The organism is Roseibium sp. RKSG952 (genome assembly GCF_009711355.1).
Genome location: NZ_SMMF01000963.1, coordinates 149228 through 166058 on the forward strand (window position 1 = coordinate 149228; position 16831 = coordinate 166058).

Consider the following 16831-nt stretch of genomic DNA (forward strand, 5'->3'; position numbering starts at 1 on the left):
CGAGGGGATACCTGACCGTTGATCGCTGCTTTTCCATTCACCCGCGCTGAGAATGGCCCCCGAAGACCACCTGTGGTTTCAAACGTACCCCGCATCCCTGTTAGAGCAACCTCTTCGGTGACCTGCAGCCGGTCCAATGCAACCTCAAGCTTTGGTCCCGGCCCAGAGCTGCCTCCACCACCCGTTCCATTTCCAAAGGTCGCCTTTCCCAGATCCATAACGCCACCGAGAACGCGAATATCCGGCAACGCGGCTCCTCGCCCAATCAGCTCGGCGGGAACGGCCAGCCATTCACCCAGCTCAAACGAACTGAACTGAACACGATCCAGCTCATCACCATCTCGGAACGATATCGACGCGACCGTTCTGAGGCCAGCTGCATCAAGCCTGAGCGAATCCACCCGCAACTGGTCACCCAATGTGGCCTCTGCCGTTAGGCTGCCACTACTGTTTGCTCCTTTCCGCCAGCCGAGCTCAGGGATGGCCAGCGCCACTCCGACCAGATCGGACTCCGCGGACAATTTTGGAGGCTCGCCCGCGCCAATCCCCAATCGGAGTGCTGCCGTACCCTGCCCGGTCAACATCCCCTTGGGCAGCCCTGCTCTGAGTTCATCCATCAACCGGGGTGATAACTCGATCTGTCCTGTCAGTTCGCTGCGCTGAGGTTCTTCGCCTCCGATCGGTTGTTGCCAACGAGCCTGAATCGGCACCACCCCAAAGAAGCCATTCCCCTGAATGCTGACCTGGGTCTGGTCTCCACTCAATTGCAGATTATCTGCGCTGACGTTGACGTCGGGAACCAGCTTATCACTCGCCAGGTCATCGAGACTTCCTGTGAAGTGAAACTCCGCTTCTTCAAATTTCAGCTTCTTTTTCAGCGGTAGCGACAGTGTGCCCACCAAGCCAACCCGGCCATTGGCCAAATCAACTGGCAAACCGGCTTTGGTCATCACTTCGAGAGGAGCCCGGTTCAACAACGAAAGCGCTGCTGTAACGCTACCGTTTGCAACAATCCGGGCGATACCGGGTGTCGTTTTCTTGATACTCACATCCGGGATGATGAAGGACGTGCCTGATGCATCAACTGATCCGCCCTCGTCTGCGACAACGACACCCTTTTGAGCCGTTACCGTAAAGCGGTCATTAATCAGGCTTGCCTGACCCTGAGCATCCTCCACAGGAGGCAATGTCTTGGCAAACCGAACGCGAGCTTTATCGAAATCGAAATCCAGATAAATGTCGGGTTCAGATTGTGGTCGCAACCTGAGTGCAAAATCCATGTCAGATACTTCACCCTGATACAGATTTTCAGTCACCCAAATACGCGGTTTGGGTGCAAGCCGTGGCGGCCAATATTGCAAGACCTGTTCAGATGGCATCTGGTCAATATTCGCATTCAGATCCACGCTCCAGCCTTCAGTCAGACCGACCAAGTTTCCTGAAGCGCGCAATCGATGTGCACCATCCTCGATCGTGACCTGTCCCAACTGCACCCGAAACGGATTTAGCTTCATCTGAAAATCCAGATCAGCGCGTCTCAGCTCCAGAGTCTCAGTGAACAGATTTGCCGGATTCACACGAATACCGATCAGACGAAATTGCGCCGCCATGCTTTCTAAAATGCCGCTATCAACGCCTTGCAGAAAAGCCTTGCCCTCAGCCTGCACAGACCCCCAGGCAGAATCGATCGAAACCTCGTTGAAATCCAGAACCTGTCCGACCGGATCATAGGTGAAATACGTGCGCGCGGATTCAAACGGCACCGGTTTGATTTCGGGGTTCGGTTGCACGGCACCAGCGCCCAAGTTCAGGGTCGCAAAGACCGGACCCAGGGCCGCCTGAGCATCAATGCTGCCTCGTAGTGCCCCGGAAATTGGCGTGTTGAGCACTTGCAACCATGCCAAAGCCGGGGTTTGCCCGGCAATATCTTCGGCAGGCAAGTCGGTTATTGATACGCCAAACCGGGCCGCGGGTGAGCCCAGTGTGCTCGTATAATTAGCTTCGATAGAACTGACATAATCACGCCCTGCCAGTACCGAGAAACCCGTTGCCAAACGTACTTCGTTGTCATTGCGGTTGGCCTGAATATGCCCACCATCCAGAAGCCACGACCGGCCCAGTCGCAAATCCTTGTAATCAAGAGTGATTGCATCAAGTTCGACCGAAGTCAGGGCCGACAATGCCGGGGATTGGAATATCCTGTCCGAGCCTTCCAGTAGCTGAGCAAAATTCGGTGCCTCCTGCAAAGGTGTGCTTCCAGATCCGACGGTCAGCGACAGCGCGCCATCGGGACCGCGCGTCAATGCAATCAGCGCTCCGTTCAGGATGATGCGCTTGGGGCGCACCTGGCCGCGCAACAGCGGCCTCATCGCCAGACTTGCACGGACATCTGCGACCTGAGCGATTTGCTGTCCCGCCGCATCGCTTACGGTCACATCCGTAAGTCGCAATCTGGGTCGCCAACCTTCGTGAATGATAAAGCTGACGTCACCGAACCTGATCTGCAAACCACCTAAGGCCCGCTCAAGACGCGCTTCGACGCGATCGCTGAGCCACTCAGGTGCATGCAGCCGCTGACCAACCACCATAAATCCCGTGAACAGCGCGAGAAACAACAACAAGACAACGCCGCGCAAAGTCCACAGACCAGCCCGGCGCCGACGGGATCGGCGGCGCGGCTGTTGTTCTGCCTGCGCAGCACCTTCCTGATCTTGCTGGATCAATTTGCTATCCACGCCTTTCAAACCGACTACGCCGCCCTATGATGTCGAGCATCAATTAAAAACCTTTGCCGGAGTTTCCAATGCCCGACGTTTCAGACACCGCCCCCGATTTCACTTTGCCCCGCGATGGCGGCGGAGAAGTGACCTTGTCGAATCTGCGCGGCGGTACCGTCGTTTTGTTTTTCTATCCCCGTGATGATACGCCGGGCTGCACCAAGGAATCCATCGGTTTCTCGGAACAACTTCAATCCTTTGCCGATGCGGGTGCTCAGGTTTTTGGCATCTCGCGTGATAGCATCGCAAAGCATGACAAGTTCGTTGCCAAGCACAGCCTGACGACGCCCCTGCTGTCAGACGAGCGATCATCTGTTTGCGAAGATTACGGCGTCTGGGTGGAAAAGAAGATGTATGGCAGAACCTCCATGGGGATCGAACGATCGACCTTCATCATCGACGCAGAGGGGAAGATCGCCCACGTCTGGCGCAAGGTCAAAGTGCCCGGCCATGTCGAGGAAGTGCTGGAAGCTGTTCAGGCGCTTTAACGGTCAAGTTCACAGTCCTCTCGACCCTTGGCTTGATCCGGTTTATCACCCGCCACGAACAGCGATTGGCGGAGGAAACCCGTGCCAAAAACATTGACTCAGATGGCGACCGAGGTTCTGACCACCGCGGACGGCAGGGCGAAAACCGCCCTGTCAAAGAAATATGCGGCTGCGTGGTTCGAATCCAGAAAAGGCGATTCTGAGCCGATCGAAGTCGGAACGGCAACTCCTCCGCTTAATCCGGCGCGGCCTGACCGTCCCGAGCTGTTGTCGCCCCGCGATGTTCCTAGACGCCGGCCCGGTAGTGAAGCGGGCAGGATCGCCCTGCTGCATGCTGTTGCACATATCGAGTTAAATGCTGTGGATTTGCACTGGGACATCATCGCCCGGTTCGGGCATGTGCCCATGCCAATCGGGTTTTATGACGACTGGGTGAAGTGCGCCGAAGAGGAATCGCGCCATTTCGAAATGGTGTGCGACTGTCTGGAACAAATGGGCAGCCACTATGGCGCCCTTCCCGCCCATGCCGGCATGTGGCGCGCAGCTGAAGACACCGCCGAAGACCTGATGGGTCGGCTGGCAGTCGTGCCAATGGTGCTTGAAGCGCGTGGGCTGGATGTAACCCCCGGCATGATTGACATATTCCGCAAAGCTGACGCCAAACTGGCGATTGAAGCGCTGGAAATCATCTATTCCGAAGAGGTCGGCCACGTAGCGTATGGATCAAAGTGGTTCCACTTTTTGTGCGGTCGGGAAAACGCAGATCCAAAAGATGTGTTTCACCAGCTTGTACGCCGCTATTTTCACGGGGCGCTCAAACCGCCTTTCAATGAAGAGAAACGCGCCGAGGCCGGATTGCCTCCGGATTTCTACTGGCCACTGGCGGATGATATGCCACCACCTGGGGTTGTGAAGGAGTGATATTCCTCCCCCAGATCGGCAATTTCCTGCCGATGCCGTGCGGTAATTCTCTGTCCGGGCAGACCTGATTGTTAACAATCTTGCCCAAACGCGACTTGGCCTTTATGCAATCGGCCCAAGGGACGGCTACCCACTCATGACCGGTCCCGAACAGGGGATGAGAGGTAAAGACGCGTGCGAACACGTCTGGCAATCAAACTACACTCACTGCTCGAGCGGCACTTTCCGGAACGCCGGGTATTTTTAAAGTCCGATAATGACACGCGGTTCATCCGTCTGAGTTCGGAAACTCAGGTCGCAGCTGTTGCTGGCGTCGCCGTTATGGTGGGCTGGACCGCTGTCTCAACGGCAATATTGCTTATGGACAGTATCGGATCTGGGAATTTCCGCGATCAGGCCAAGCGCGACCAGGCGACCTATCAGGAACGTCTCAACATTCTGTCCGCAGAACGCGATGCGCGCGCCGAAGAGGCACTGGCTGCGCATGATCGGTTCAACGCCGCACTGGAGCAAATCTCGGCAATGCAATCCGAGTTGCTCAAGTCGGAGAACCGGCGTCGCGAACTGGAAACCGGGATCGAAGTTATTCAAACCACCCTCCGCGCGACTATGAAGCAGCGTGAAGAGGCACGGGTTGAACTCGCTGAGCTCCAGCAGGAAACAGACAGCGACGAGATGTACATGGTGGCTTCGGCCAATCCTGCGCAGATGGCGTTCATGACAGATGCGCTGGCACGCACTGCACTTGAACGCGACGAGATCGCCGCGAACGCCCAGGATGCGTTGGAGCAGCGCGATGAGCTTGAGCTTGAAATCCGGCTGATGCAGGAGCGCAGCGACGAGATTTTCCGTCAGCTGGAAGAAGCTATGGTGATCTCGGTCGAGCCGCTGGATAAGATGTTCCGGCAGGCTGGCATGCCAACAGATCGCATCATCGAAGAGGTCCGGCGCGGATATAGCGGTATGGGCGGTCCGCTGACCCCTTTATCCTTCAGCACGCGCGGTGAAGAGGCAGAACTTTCTGCCGACGAAGTGCGTGCGAATACTCTGCTACAGCAAATGGATCAGTTGAACCTGTACAGGATCGCTGCAGAAAAAGCCCCCTTTGCGAGTCCAGTGCGCGCGGCCGTGCGCTTTACCAGTGGCTTCGGCACCCGACGCGACCCTAAGACGGGGGGCCGCCGAATGCACAATGGCGCTGATTTCGCTGGTGCAACCGGCACCGACATCTTTGCGACAGCAGATGGCGTTGTAACCCATGCAGGCTGGCAATCCGGTTTCGGCAGGCTGGTTAAGATCAAGCACGCCTTCGGGATTGAGACACTTTATGCTCATAATACCAAGATCCGTGTAAAGGTCGGTCAAAGGGTCTCGCGCGGCGATCATATTGCTGATATGGGTAGCACCGGACGGTCGACCGGCACGCACCTGCACTACGAAGTACGCGTGAATGGTAAACCTGTAAATCCAATGACTTACATCAAGGCTGCGAGAAATGTTTTCTAAGAGCAAAATGAACGAGCCCGCACCCAAGGCTTCTGAGGCGGCCAAACCCGCCGCTCCGGCAACTCCGGCAACCCCTGCCCCTGCAGAGACAAAGGCAAGCACTGCGCCCAAGCCAAAGCCACCGGCGTCGGTACTGTCTTCTGACCTGCATATCACAGGTAATATCAAGACCACCGGAGACATTCAGGTTGAAGGCACTGTCGAAGGCGACATCCGTGCGCACCTGTTGACCATCGGTGAAACCGCGACCATCAAAGGTGAAGTTACCGCTGATGACGTCGTAATCAACGGTCGTATCGTTGGCCGCGTGCGTGGATTGAAAGTACGCCTGACTTCGACCGCACGAGTCGAGGGCGACATCATCCACAAGACCATCGCCATCGAAAGCGGCGCACATTTCGAAGGTTCGGTTCAGCGTCAGGACGACCCCCTGAATCCGGGCCGCAGCGGCAAGTCGGGCGCAAACCCGGCAGCCGAAGTCAGCCAGTAATCCAGCTGACATCCAAATCGTTTCAAACACCGCAGAGCAGTCTGCGGTGTTTTTTTTGTTCGCTACAGATGCATCGGCGCTTGTTCGAAAATTACTGCAGTTCCGATTTAGATGTGCAACCGTCAGAGGCAATCACTCCGAATCCGGAACAGAGTGTTGCAGGAGGCACAGTGGGCAAACTTCATGCTGATGATCGGATCGAGGTCTCCTCCGAACAAGCCATTCTGACAGCAAAGGCGCTTTTCATAGCGGCTGGCACCACGCCCGAGGTTGCGGAAGAAGTGGCAAAGCACCTTGTGGAAGCTGATCAAAGCGGTGTCGAATCCCACGGAATCGTACGTGTGCTGCAATACACCCGAGAGATGTTGGACGGTACGCTGAATACCGGCGCAAAACCTGAGATCAAGAAGAGCGACAGTGGCCGCCTAATCGTCGATGCGCGTGGCAGTATCGGCATCCCCGCAATGCGAATGGCGCACCAGCTGGCGGCAGAGAACGCGATCGACAGGGGCATTTCAGCTGTTGCGGTTCTCGGTGCCGGACATACGGGACGGCTCGGAGCGTTTGGCGAAATCGCAGCTGAAAAAGGTTGTCTCTCTATCGCAATTGGCGGAGGCAATCGTAAACGCTGGCGTATGGTAGCGCCTTATAGAGGGCGTACGGCGCTGCTTCCAACCAACCCCTACTGCATCGCAATGCCCGGCGGAGAACGGGGGCCAGTTGTGATCGACATTGCAACCTCACAAGCTGCTGGCGGCTGGATTTATGCCGCACGTGCTGCGGGTGTAGAACTCCCTGACGGTTTGATTGTGAACCGCGATGGTGAACCAACGCGAAATCCCGAAGACTATTTTGATGGCGGAGCGATCCTACCCAAAGGTGGCCCGCTGGGATATGGCTTGGCGTTGATTGCGGAATTGATCGGCGAAGCGATGCTTGGCCCGGTACTGGCGGGTGAGATCAACTGGTTGGTATTGGCCCTCGATTGTCGTCGGTACAACACGTCCCCATCGATGCAGATCGCTGCCGAAGAGATACTATCTGAAATTCGCAGCTCGGCACCGGCAAAGGGGCACGACGTGGTTGAAGTGCCGGGTGAGCGCGAACGAAACCTGTTTGCGGATTCGCAAAACCAACCTTTACGGATACCGCGCAGGATATGGGGCGCGATCGAAGTCCTGGCCAGCGAACTGGACGTGAATACGCACCAATAATTTAGTGACATCGGCAAAAAGTGTATCTGCTTATCTGCTGCCCCAAGACATGTAACCACCCTCAAATCAGCGTGGCGCGGGTATCGTACAAAGGCTCAGAACACCGTTCTGACCACCACAATTTACGCAATTGACGACAACGCGCAAAAACTCCCCATAAGGCACAGTTTCACAAAAAGTATTTTTTGAATTAACCTTAACTCCATTGTTTTGTGGAGGACTTTCAATGTCATCAAAACTTCTGGCTGAATTTTTCGGCACTTTCTGGCTGGTTCTTGGCGGCTGTGGCAGTGCGGTTCTGGCGGCAGGCGTCGCTGATGTTGGTATCGGTTGGCTGGGCGTCGCGTTTGCCTTCGGCCTAACGGTTCTGACCATGGCTTTCGCCGTTGGACATATCTCGGGCGGACATTTCAACCCTGCTGTCAGTCTTGGTCTGATGATCGGTGGACGGTTTCCGGCGAAAGATCTTCTGCCTTACTGGATCGCTCAGGTCATCGGTGCAATCGCTGCTGCAGCAGTCTTGTATCTGATCGTCAGCGGCGCGCCGGGTTTTGAGGGTGTCGGCAGCTTTGCGACAAACGGGTATGGCGAGGCCTCACCAGAGGGTTATTCGATGATGTCGGCTTTGGTGATCGAGATTGTCCTGACCGCATTTTTCATTCTGATCATTCTCGGTGCAACATCTGATCGGGCTCCCGCCGGTTTTGCTCCGATAGCCATCGGTCTGGCCCTGACCCTGATACACCTCATCTCGATCCCGGTGACGAATACATCCGTAAATCCCGCACGTTCGACAGGTGTGGCGCTGTTTGCAGATGGCCCGGCTATGGCACAGCTTTGGCTGTTCTGGGTCGCTCCGCTGATCGGCGGCGCCGTTGGTGCGCTTATCTGGAAGGTGATGGCATCTGACGAGTAGCAAATTCTCAGACAGATAAATCCACAAAGACGTTGCCGAATTGGCAGCGTCTTTTTTATGGAAATTCAGCAATCTCTGGTCCACCCAAACGGACAGCTTCTTTGACTTCACCAAGACACACCCGAGACAAGAATTGGACCTTCGCGCTCTGGTGTGTTGAAATCCGGGATTAAGCCGCGAAAATCCATTCGCATGTGCAAGAGAGCAAGTTCATGAGTTCCCGCCCCGGCTTTAAACGCCCCGCATCGGCGATCCCGGCTACAACCGGTGTGATCGCCATTACCGCAATTCCAATCCTGCATTACCTATGGCCTGACATGCCAGGGGTATCGGATCGGGATCAGACAGTGCTGTTTGCCCTGTCGATATTTGGTTTGCTCGCCCTGTCCGAGATATTCATCGCAAAGATCCACCTCCAGCCGGGCAGCGGTCTGGTTTACAGGCCCAAGAACTTCTCAGATCCGCAATACATTCTGGACTTTCAGATCAAACTTGTCGGACTGGCCGCCAGTTTTGGACTTCTGGCGCTGTTTTATCTGACTGCGGATATCTATCGAAGGGATTGGTATCAGCCCTTCTTTTCCCTGCTAGTGGACTATTGGGGCCTGATCTTGGCTGTTGTCCTGCTGACAGTAACTGCGGTTCATTTTTGCATGCGGCACCCGCGCGACGGGCTTTGGCATCTGGGACGCGTGGTCCTGACCTTTGGTCGTCAGTCGACTGATGCCCCCGGGCTGAAGGTTCATCTACTGGGCCTCGGGATCAAAGGGTACTTTCTGCCGTTGATGTTCTGCTATCTCGTCTACGACTGGTCTTTCCTGCAGACCCGTTCCCTTTGGGATTCAACAAGTTTCGCTGAAGCCTATCGCTATCTCTACCGATTTGCCTTCTTTTTGGATCTGACGATCGTTGTGATTGGCTATGCCACAGCAACACGCCTGCTGATCTCACATATCCGCTGGACTGAGGCCACAGTAAGCGGATGGCTGGTTTGCATCATCTGCTACGCTCCGTTCTGGCAACTTTTGTCGCGCAACTACTTCAACTATGTCGAAGAAGGTTTCGCATGGGGCAATTGGCTGTGGGACTACCCGGTGCTCTATGTCTTATGGGGCAGTACGATCCTCTTCTTCCTGGCGATTTACTGCCTGACTGCCGCGCGTATGGGGATCAGATTCTCAAATCTTACCTATCGCGGGCTGGCATGTGATTTTCCCTACAACATCAGCAAGCACCCGTCCTATATCAGCAAAAACATCACCTGGTGGCTTATTTCGATCCCCTTTATCGCGGTTGATTTCTGGACCGGTATCGCGAATTGCACTGCTCTGCTCGGGGTCAATGGGATCTACTATTTTCGGGCATGGCACGAAGAAAGATGCTTGTCCCGAGCCCCATCCTATCGCGCCTACAAGAGCCATATCAATGAACATGGAATGCTGGCGCGCGTAAGGCGCAGTGTATCCGGGCGGGCGCGTCAACGTCCCAAGCAAACAAGTTAAGGGTTCTTGAAACTGAGCGGGCTTACCCCTCTTAAGGATCAATCATCCACGTCCCGTTGGGCCAGAATGCATGGAAGGCAAAGGCGAACATCACGTCGTGGACAACATCGCGCCCGTTACTGTCCCGCACCCGGATTGACCCGACATCCCGCCCCTTTCCAATGCGGCTGGTATCCAGAGCCGAAGACTGCCCCGGCACCCAGCTGATTGTCACACCCGCCTCGCTCACTTCTCCTTCGCGACTGAGACGTGTTAACGGCCAGGCTCGATCATCCACGCGCACCACCCGTTCCAGCGGATCGATGCCATGCGGAGGCATTTCGCCGGAATAAAGGAATGGTCGGCGTGAAGTATCGTAACCACGATAGGGGTTGCGCCCGTAGTCGCGATTGAAGCCCGGCACAGCCATGACAAGCCCGCTCGGGTTACGCTCTTGAAACTCTGCCCAGCTTTCCATCCAAGCAGGTAGCGCTTTGAGTTGAGTTCCTGTCAGGCGTCCGACAATCGCTTCGCCGGTGGCCTGTTGCCACCAGCTCTGGGTTTCGCGGTCATACATGATCATGTCCGAGTTTCGCAGTTTCCCACTGACCCCGAAACTAAGCACACCGCGGGGAGTGCGGCGGTCGAACACGATGCCGGAATTGCAGAGCGGGCAATAGGTTACTGCGATCGGCTTTCCGCCAACACGGTCATTCACGATCTCATGCCACATCAGGTATCGAATGGGATAAGCGCGCGGGCTTTGGCCTGACAGTTCGACCGTAATGACAGGTTCTGATGCCGCGAGACCTGATTTGCCCGATGCGCGCACAAATGCCGGATCACTTAGCGCCGGGATCCCATCTTTGGGTGGACCGCCCGATTGAACCTCGGACCAACTCCCGATGTTTGTCTTTCCGAAATTGGTATCAGGCCACTCACCACGCCATTGATCCGGGTTTGCTTGCGCCGTGGATGCAAACAGGATCATCAGTAAGAAGGTAAAGATGCGCATCTCGTTACCTCGCCATTTGCCTCATCTTATACAGACGAAATAACGCAAACAGCCTGCAACACGCAGACGTGAGGGATTGTGCAGGAAATGAGATGAGAGAGAATGACCGGCACCAGGGTTGGTGCCGGTCGATAGCGTCACTCGACGACGGTGACCTTTTTCATGACGTCTGGCTGACCAACGACGGCACCGTTCTGGCCGGCGCCGCGCTTAATGGCATCAACCACATCCATACCACCGGTTACTTTCCCGACGACCGTATACTGGCCGTCGAGGAACGGACCAGGCTCAAACATGATGAAGAACTGCGAATTGGCGCTGTTGGGATCCTGAGCCCGCGCCATTCCGACGACACCGCGATCAAACGAAATATCCGAGAATTCAGCAGGCAGATCGGGGCGCTCAGAACCTCCACGGCCTGCCGCGCTGACGTTGAAGTTGTCAGAGTTCATGTTGCCGTATTCGACATCACCTGTCTGCGCCATGAATCCGTCGATCACCCGGTGGAACACCACGCCGTCATACTTGCCTTCACCAGCCAGAGCGGTGATCTGCTCGACATGCTTCGGTGCGACGTCCTCGAGCAGATCAACGGTGATCGTCCCGTTAGCACCCTCTCCTTCGACCTCAATTTCCAGGCCGGTGGCCAGCGCAGGGCTGGCCAGCAGGGCAAATGCAGCTGCCAGCTTATACATCGGCGGCCACCTTGACGCTAATCATGCGGTCAGGGCTCATTGGCGGCTCACCGCGAACAATCGCATCCACGTGCTCCATCCCGTCGATAACGCGGCCATAGACCGTGTACTGACCGTTCAGGAAGTGGTTGTCCTTGAAGTTGATAAAGAACTGCGAGTTGGCCGAGTCTGGATTCTGCGAGCGTGCCGCACCCAGTGTGCCACGATCATGAGGCAGCTTGGAGAATTCAGCCGGAACATTCGGCAGCGACGAACCCCCGGTCCCCGCCATACGCAGGTTGAACCCGTCTTCCATGTCACCGTGCTGTACATCACCGGTCTGCGCCATGAAGCCGTCGATCACACGGTGGAAGGCCACGTTGTCATATTCGCCAGCCCGGGCCAGTTCTTTCATCCGCGCGCTGTGCTGCGGTGCCACATCAGGCAGCAGCTCGATGACGACATTGCCGTCTTTGAGTTCGACGATGATTGTGTTTTCGGGATCCTTGATCTCGGCCATCTGGCCCTCCTGTCGATTGGTCTTGCGCAAATACCTATGCGCCGGGCGCGCGAATGCCAAGTCACGCATTGACCTGAGGGCAAAATGCAGGAAAAGAACCGCCTAATTCTGTTGCAATGGTCGAGGTATGCACAATGGGCTGGAAATCACTGGACGACATGGACCTGAACGGCAAGCGAGTATTGGTGCGTGTGGACATCAACGTACCTGTCGCCGACGGTCAGGTCACCGACGACACCCGTATCCAGCGGATCGTACCGACTGTGCAGGATATCCTGAAGGCAGGCGGCAAACCGATCCTGCTGGCCCATTTCGGACGCCCGGGTGGTGAACCCCGTCCAAACCTATCGCTCAAACAGCTGGTTCCGGCTTTGGAAGCGGCCTTTGGCACAACAGTTCGATTTGCAGATGACTGCGTCGGCTATGAGGCCGAAAAAGCAGAGGCTGCACTGGGCACAGGTGAAGTCCTTTTGCTCGAAAACACCCGATTTCATGCAGAAGAGACCAAAAACAGCATCGATCTTGCTAAGGGCATGGCCAAGATGGGCGATGTCTACTGCAATGACGCATTCTCCGCCGCGCACCGCGCGCATAGCTCGACCGAAGCATTGGCCCGCCTGCTACCTGCATGTGCCGGACGCCTGATGCAGCAGGAACTCAGCGCTTTGGAAAACGCGCTGGGGTCACCCAAGCGCCCAGTTACAGCTGTTGTTGGTGGTGCCAAGGTTTCAACCAAACTGGATCTTCTGGGCAACCTGATCGAGAAAGTGGATTATCTGGTGATCGGCGGGGGTATGGCGAACACCTTCCTGCTGGCGCAAGGCCTGAACGTCGGAAAATCTCTGGCCGAGCATGGTATGACCGAAACCGCGTCAGATATCATGGCCAAAGCCGAAAGCACCGGATGCAAGATCATCCTGCCGCGCGATATTGTTGTCGCCGAGAAATTTGAGGCCAATGCCTCGCATCAAACACTGCCAGTAGATCAGTGTCCTAACGAAGGTATGATCCTGGATGCCGGTCCTGAAAGCGTTGCGGCAATTGTCGATGTGTTCGAACAAAGTCAGACGCTGATCTGGAACGGCCCTTTGGGCGCCTTTGAAATCGAACCCTTCAATGCGGCAACAGATGCAGCAGCTTTGAAAGCCGCTGAACTAACCCGCGCAGGCAAGTTGATTTCGGTTGCCGGAGGTGGCGACACAGTGGCGGCACTCAACGCCTCTGGCGCGGCGAAAGACTTTTCTTACATCTCAACAGCGGGTGGGGCCTTCCTTGAATGGATGGAAGGAAAGACCTTGCCGGGTGTTGCTGCACTGGATCAGTGACTGGAAGATTAAGGCGCCTCAACCGAGGCGCCTTTTTCATTTTCGACTCAGGTCGCAACTTTTTGTGCATTCGGGGATTCACAACCCGAATCACCTATGACATAGTGCCGGGAGATGCCCGAAAAGGGCACGTTATTGAGGCAGTATTCATACGGCGGTAAACAGAGTGTCCCGTTCCCATCGGCCCGGTTTGGGCGCAGTTGTCTTCTTTTCGGTGGCTTTCATGCTGGGTGTTTATTTCACCTTCGCTGCCGTGCAGGGCGACTATGGTCTTTTCCGCAGGGTTGAGATCGCAGCGGAACGGGACGCTCTGTCACGCGATTTAGCAGCCCTGAATTCCGAAATCACGGAAATGGAAAACCTGACGCGCCGTCTGTCCGATACCTATCTGGATCTGGATTTGCTGGATCAACAGGCACGCTCGGTCCTTGGCATGATCCGTGCGGATGAAATTGTGATCCGCTAAGTCCGCTCTGCCATTCAAGGTCTTCTGTTTCCCTTACTTGGACAGAACAATGGACCACGTAAAAATCAAAAAATGGGTCAGACCCGTCTGCCCTGGTGACAAAACGCGCTGGGAAAGCATGTTTGAAGCTTACGCCCGCGTCGGACGGCAACATCAGACTGCTGAAATGCGCGCACGTGTCTGGGATTGGGTCCAAAACCCTGACAGGCAGGTATTTTGCAACATGGCAGGTACGGATGAGGCCGGTTCTGTAGGCTTCATTCACTTTCGCGCATACGAAAGGCCCCTACCCGCCACCATCGGTTGCTATATCGATGACATGTTCGTCTGCCCATCTGCCCGCGGTCTCGGTCTGGCTGAACTATTGATCGAAAGTGTCTGTGAATCGGCATCTCAAAACGGCTGGGACGTCGTGCGCTGGATGACGTCTGAAACCAACTACAGAGCCAGAGCACTTTATGATCGAATAGGCTTTAAAACAAAGTGGATCACCTATCAGGCAGGCGAGAACTCAACTGATCTGACAGGCGAAAAATCGCAACGATAAAGCCCTGGCAACGTCGCGTCACATTTCCCCTCGCCAGATCGCGCCAAATGCTTTATGAGATAGTTTAACGCTAAACTATCTTGCCGTAAGGGGGAGATCGCCACGATGGCCGCGCGAAAAACCACAAAGAAACCAAACGTTTCGGCGGATGAGCTGAAACTCTACTACCGTGAAATGCTGCTGATCCGTCGATTCGAAGAGAAAGCCGGTCAGCTTTATGGAATGGGTCTGATCGGGGGGTTCTGCCACCTTTACATCGGACAAGAGGCTGTTGTGGTAGGCCTCGAAGCTGCCGCCGAAGAAGGCGACAAGCGCATCACCTCTTACCGCGATCACGGCCATATGCTGGCCTGTGGAATGGATCCAGGTGGCGTTATGGCCGAGCTGACCGGGCGCGAGGGCGGCCTTTCAAAAGGTAAAGGCGGCTCAATGCACATGTTCTCGAAAGAGAAGCATTTCTACGGCGGCCATGGCATCGTCGGCGCGCAGGTGCCGTTGGGTGCAGGTCTAGCCTTTGCGGACAAATACAAAGGAAATGGCCGTGTCACCTTTACCTATTTTGGTGATGGCGCTGCGAACCAGGGCCAGGTTTATGAAACCTTCAATATGGCGGCGCTCTGGGATCTTCCGGTCGTTTTTGTGATCGAAAACAACCAATACGCTATGGGCACAGCTCAGGCGCGTTCGACCTCGACCAAAGACATCTATCACCGCGGCGAGGCCTTCGGTATTCCGGGTGAGATCGTGAACGGCATGGACGTGCTGGCGGTTAAGGAAGCCGGTGAAAAGGCAGTTGCACATTGCCGCGCAGGCAAAGGCCCGTACATTCTGGAAATCAAAACCTACCGCTATCGTGGCCACTCGATGTCTGACCCGGCCAAATACCGCACACGCGAAGAGGTTCAGAAAGTCCGCGAGCAAAGCGACCCGATCGAACACGTGCGTGAGCTGCTGCTGTCCGGCAAGCACGCGACCGAGGATGACCTGAAGGCGATCGACAAAGAGATCAAAGAGATCGTGAACCAGGCCGCCGAATTCTCGAAAGAAAGCCCTGAGCCTTCGGTCGAAGAGCTCTGGACTGATATCTACGCCTGAGAGGACGAATAAGACATGGCAACCGAAATTCTCATGCCCGCCCTTTCGCCCACGATGGAAGAGGGCACATTGGCCAAGTGGCTGGTCAAGGAAGGCGACACCGTATCATCCGGCGACATTATGGCCGAGATCGAAACAGACAAAGCGACCATGGAGTTCGAAGCTGTCGATGAAGGCATCGTTGGCAAGATCCTGATCGCAGAAGGCACAGAAGGGGTCAAAGTGAACACCCCCATCGCGGTTCTGATCGAAGACGGCGAAGACGTCTCCGCTCTGCCTGCAGCTGCGCCCGCAGCCGCTGCAGTGGCCGAAGCTGCCCCAGTGGCGGTTGAAGCCCCTGCTCCGGCCGCAGCAGCCCCTGCCGCACCCGTGGTGGACTTGTCCCCCGACTGGCCTGCAGATGCAGAGATGAAATCTGAAACCGTCCGCGAGGCCCTGCGTGATGCGATGGCCGAGGAAATGCGCGGCGACGAAGATGTCTACCTGATGGGTGAAGAAGTCGCCGAATATCAGGGCGCTTACAAAATCTCGCAAGGTCTGCTGGATGAGTTCGGCAGCAAGCGGGTAATCGACACCCCGATTACCGAACATGGCTTTGCCGGTATCGCGGTTGGTTCGGCCTTTGGTGGCCTGAAACCGATTGTCGAGTTCATGACCTTCAACTTCGCCATGCAGGCGATTGACCAGATCATCAACTCTGCCGCTAAAACGCTTTACATGTCCGGCGGTCAGATGGGTTGTCCCATCGTCTTCCGGGGACCTAACGGCGCAGCGGCCCGCGTGGCGGCGCAGCACTCTCAGGATTACGCTGCATGGTACATGCAAATCCCTGGTTTGAAGGTGGTGATGCCGTATTCGGCAGCCGACGCCAAGGGGCTGCTGAAATCAGCGATCCGCGATCCCAACCCCGTGGTGTTTCTGGAAAACGAAATCCTATACGGACGGTCGTTCGACGTTCCGCAGGTTGATGATCTGACTATCCCGTTGGGCAAAGCCCGCATCTGGCGCGAAGGTTCCGACGTAACCATCGTCAGCTTCGGCATCGGTATGCAGTTCGCTCTGGAAGCTGCCGACAAGCTGGCTGAGGAAGGCATCAACGCCGAGGTGATTGACCTGCGCACCATCCGCCCGATGGATACCGGCGCGATCATCAACTCGGTGATGAAAACCAACCGTTTGGTGACTGTCGAAGAAGGCTGGCCGCAAGGGTCCGTTGGTAGCTACATATCCTCTGTGGTGATGCAAGAGGCGTTCGACTATCTCGACGCACCGGTCATCAACTGCACAGGCAAAGATGTACCAATGCCTTATGCAGCTAACCTCGAAAAACTGGCGCTGGTGACCACGGATGAGGTGATCGCAGCCGTCAAACAAGTGACTTACCGGTAAGGAGCGA

The 16831-nt window shown here is 55.8% G+C and carries 16 protein-coding genes; 12 read left to right on the forward strand and 4 right to left on the reverse strand.

Going from position 1 to position 16831, the window contains the following annotated elements; all coding sequences use genetic code 11:
- The coding region (locus E1297_RS46865; RefSeq protein WP_209016415.1) for a DUF3971 domain-containing protein at positions 1-2723 on the reverse strand (2723 nt) is incomplete at its 3' end.
- Positions 2724-2803: 80 nt separating this feature from the next.
- Between E1297_RS46865 and E1297_RS46870 the strand changes: the two genes are divergently transcribed.
- The 7 genes from E1297_RS46870 (at position 2804) to E1297_RS46900 (ending at position 9814) form a co-directional block, all read left to right on the forward strand.
- Positions 2804-3265, forward strand: coding sequence for a peroxiredoxin (locus E1297_RS46870; RefSeq protein WP_155150995.1), 462 nt, complete (start codon positions 2804-2806; stop codon positions 3263-3265).
- 81 nt (positions 3266-3346) lie between these two features.
- Positions 3347-4186, forward strand: coding sequence for a ferritin-like domain-containing protein (locus tag E1297_RS46875; RefSeq protein WP_368669869.1), 840 nt, complete (start codon positions 3347-3349; stop codon positions 4184-4186).
- Between the two features lie 174 nt (positions 4187-4360).
- The gene (locus E1297_RS46880) at positions 4361-5692 is read left to right on the forward strand and encodes a M23 family metallopeptidase (protein WP_170330911.1); all 1332 of its coding nucleotides are present in this window, start codon (positions 4361-4363) and stop codon (positions 5690-5692) included.
- Between the two features lie 7 nt (positions 5693-5699).
- Positions 5700-6182, forward strand: coding sequence for a polymer-forming cytoskeletal protein (locus tag E1297_RS46885; RefSeq protein WP_244328142.1), 483 nt, complete (start codon positions 5700-5702; stop codon positions 6180-6182).
- A 170-nt stretch (positions 6183-6352) separates the two neighbouring features.
- Positions 6353-7396, forward strand: coding sequence for an Ldh family oxidoreductase (locus E1297_RS46890; protein WP_196223583.1), 1044 nt, complete (start codon positions 6353-6355; stop codon positions 7394-7396).
- A gap of 226 nt (positions 7397-7622) precedes the next feature.
- Positions 7623-8312, forward strand: a complete 690-nt coding sequence (gene aqpZ, locus E1297_RS46895) for an aquaporin Z (RefSeq protein WP_155150999.1) — start codon at positions 7623-7625, stop codon at positions 8310-8312.
- 212 nt (positions 8313-8524) lie between these two features.
- Positions 8525-9814 carry a hypothetical protein gene (locus tag E1297_RS46900; protein ID WP_155151001.1) on the forward strand — a complete coding sequence of 430 codons (1290 nt, stop codon included), beginning with the start codon at positions 8525-8527 and terminating at the stop codon, positions 9812-9814.
- A gap of 31 nt (positions 9815-9845) precedes the next feature.
- Here the strand turns inward: E1297_RS46900 and E1297_RS46905 are convergent, their stop codons facing one another.
- The 3 genes from E1297_RS46905 to E1297_RS46915 form a co-directional block, all read right to left on the reverse strand.
- Positions 9846-10808, reverse strand: coding sequence for a DUF3179 domain-containing protein (locus E1297_RS46905; RefSeq protein WP_155151004.1), 963 nt, complete (start codon positions 10806-10808; stop codon positions 9846-9848).
- Positions 10809-10945: 137 nt separating this feature from the next.
- A complete protein-coding gene (locus E1297_RS46910; protein ID WP_155151007.1) occupies positions 10946-11503 on the reverse strand; it encodes a peptidylprolyl isomerase in 558 nt (185 codons plus the stop codon).
- Positions 11496-12002 (reverse strand): peptidylprolyl isomerase, encoded by a 507-nt coding sequence (locus E1297_RS46915; RefSeq protein WP_155151010.1) that lies wholly within the window; start codon positions 12000-12002, stop codon positions 11496-11498. The genes E1297_RS46910 and E1297_RS46915 overlap by 8 nt, the downstream gene beginning before the upstream one ends.
- A 134-nt stretch (positions 12003-12136) precedes the next feature.
- On the opposite strand from E1297_RS46915, the gene pgk reads away from it, so the two are divergent.
- The 5 genes from pgk to E1297_RS46940 all read left to right on the forward strand — a co-directional run bounded on the left by pgk (position 12137) and on the right by E1297_RS46940 (position 16824).
- Positions 12137-13327 (forward strand): phosphoglycerate kinase, encoded by a 1191-nt coding sequence (pgk, locus tag E1297_RS46920; RefSeq protein ID WP_155151012.1) that lies wholly within the window; start codon positions 12137-12139, stop codon positions 13325-13327.
- Between the two features lie 166 nt (positions 13328-13493).
- Entirely contained in the window at positions 13494-13793 is a 300-nt protein-coding gene (locus E1297_RS46925; protein ID WP_170330925.1) for a septum formation initiator family protein, read from the forward strand.
- Between the two features lie 118 nt (positions 13794-13911).
- A complete protein-coding gene (locus E1297_RS46930; protein WP_196223584.1) occupies positions 13912-14340 on the forward strand; it encodes a GNAT family N-acetyltransferase in 429 nt (142 codons plus the stop codon).
- Between the two features lie 105 nt (positions 14341-14445).
- On the forward strand, positions 14446-15435 hold the full coding sequence (gene pdhA, locus E1297_RS46935) for a pyruvate dehydrogenase (acetyl-transferring) E1 component subunit alpha (protein WP_155151018.1): 990 nt from the start codon (positions 14446-14448) through the stop codon (positions 15433-15435).
- Between the two features lie 15 nt (positions 15436-15450).
- The gene (locus tag E1297_RS46940) at positions 15451-16824 is read left to right on the forward strand and encodes a pyruvate dehydrogenase complex E1 component subunit beta (protein ID WP_155151020.1); all 1374 of its coding nucleotides are present in this window, start codon (positions 15451-15453) and stop codon (positions 16822-16824) included.
- The last annotated feature ends 7 nt before the right edge of the window (positions 16825-16831 follow it).

Excerpts from the sequence above, each read along its gene's own strand:
- E1297_RS46910 (WP_155151007.1), bottom strand. The coding sequence starts at position 11,503 with ATGTATAAGCTGGCAGCTGCATTTGCCCTGCTGGCCAGCCCTGCGCTG.
- pgk (WP_155151012.1), top strand. The coding sequence starts at position 12,137 with ATGGGCTGGAAATCACTGGACGACATGGACCTGAACGGCAAGCGAGTA.
- E1297_RS46870 (WP_155150995.1), top strand. The coding sequence starts at position 2,804 with ATGCCCGACGTTTCAGACACCGCCCCCGATTTCACTTTGCCCCGCGAT.
- E1297_RS46905 (WP_155151004.1), bottom strand. The coding sequence starts at position 10,808 with ATGCGCATCTTTACCTTCTTACTGATGATCCTGTTTGCATCCACGGCG.
- E1297_RS46930 (WP_196223584.1), top strand. The coding sequence starts at position 13,912 with ATGTTTGAAGCTTACGCCCGCGTCGGACGGCAACATCAGACTGCTGAA.
- E1297_RS46885 (WP_244328142.1), top strand. The coding sequence starts at position 5,700 with ATGAACGAGCCCGCACCCAAGGCTTCTGAGGCGGCCAAACCCGCCGCT.
- pdhA (WP_155151018.1), top strand. The coding sequence starts at position 14,446 with ATGGCCGCGCGAAAAACCACAAAGAAACCAAACGTTTCGGCGGATGAG.
- E1297_RS46915 (WP_155151010.1), bottom strand. The coding sequence starts at position 12,002 with ATGGCCGAGATCAAGGATCCCGAAAACACAATCATCGTCGAACTCAAA.
- E1297_RS46900 (WP_155151001.1), top strand. The coding sequence starts at position 8,525 with ATGAGTTCCCGCCCCGGCTTTAAACGCCCCGCATCGGCGATCCCGGCT.
- aqpZ (WP_155150999.1), top strand. The coding sequence starts at position 7,623 with ATGTCATCAAAACTTCTGGCTGAATTTTTCGGCACTTTCTGGCTGGTT.
- E1297_RS46940 (WP_155151020.1), top strand. The coding sequence starts at position 15,451 with ATGGCAACCGAAATTCTCATGCCCGCCCTTTCGCCCACGATGGAAGAG.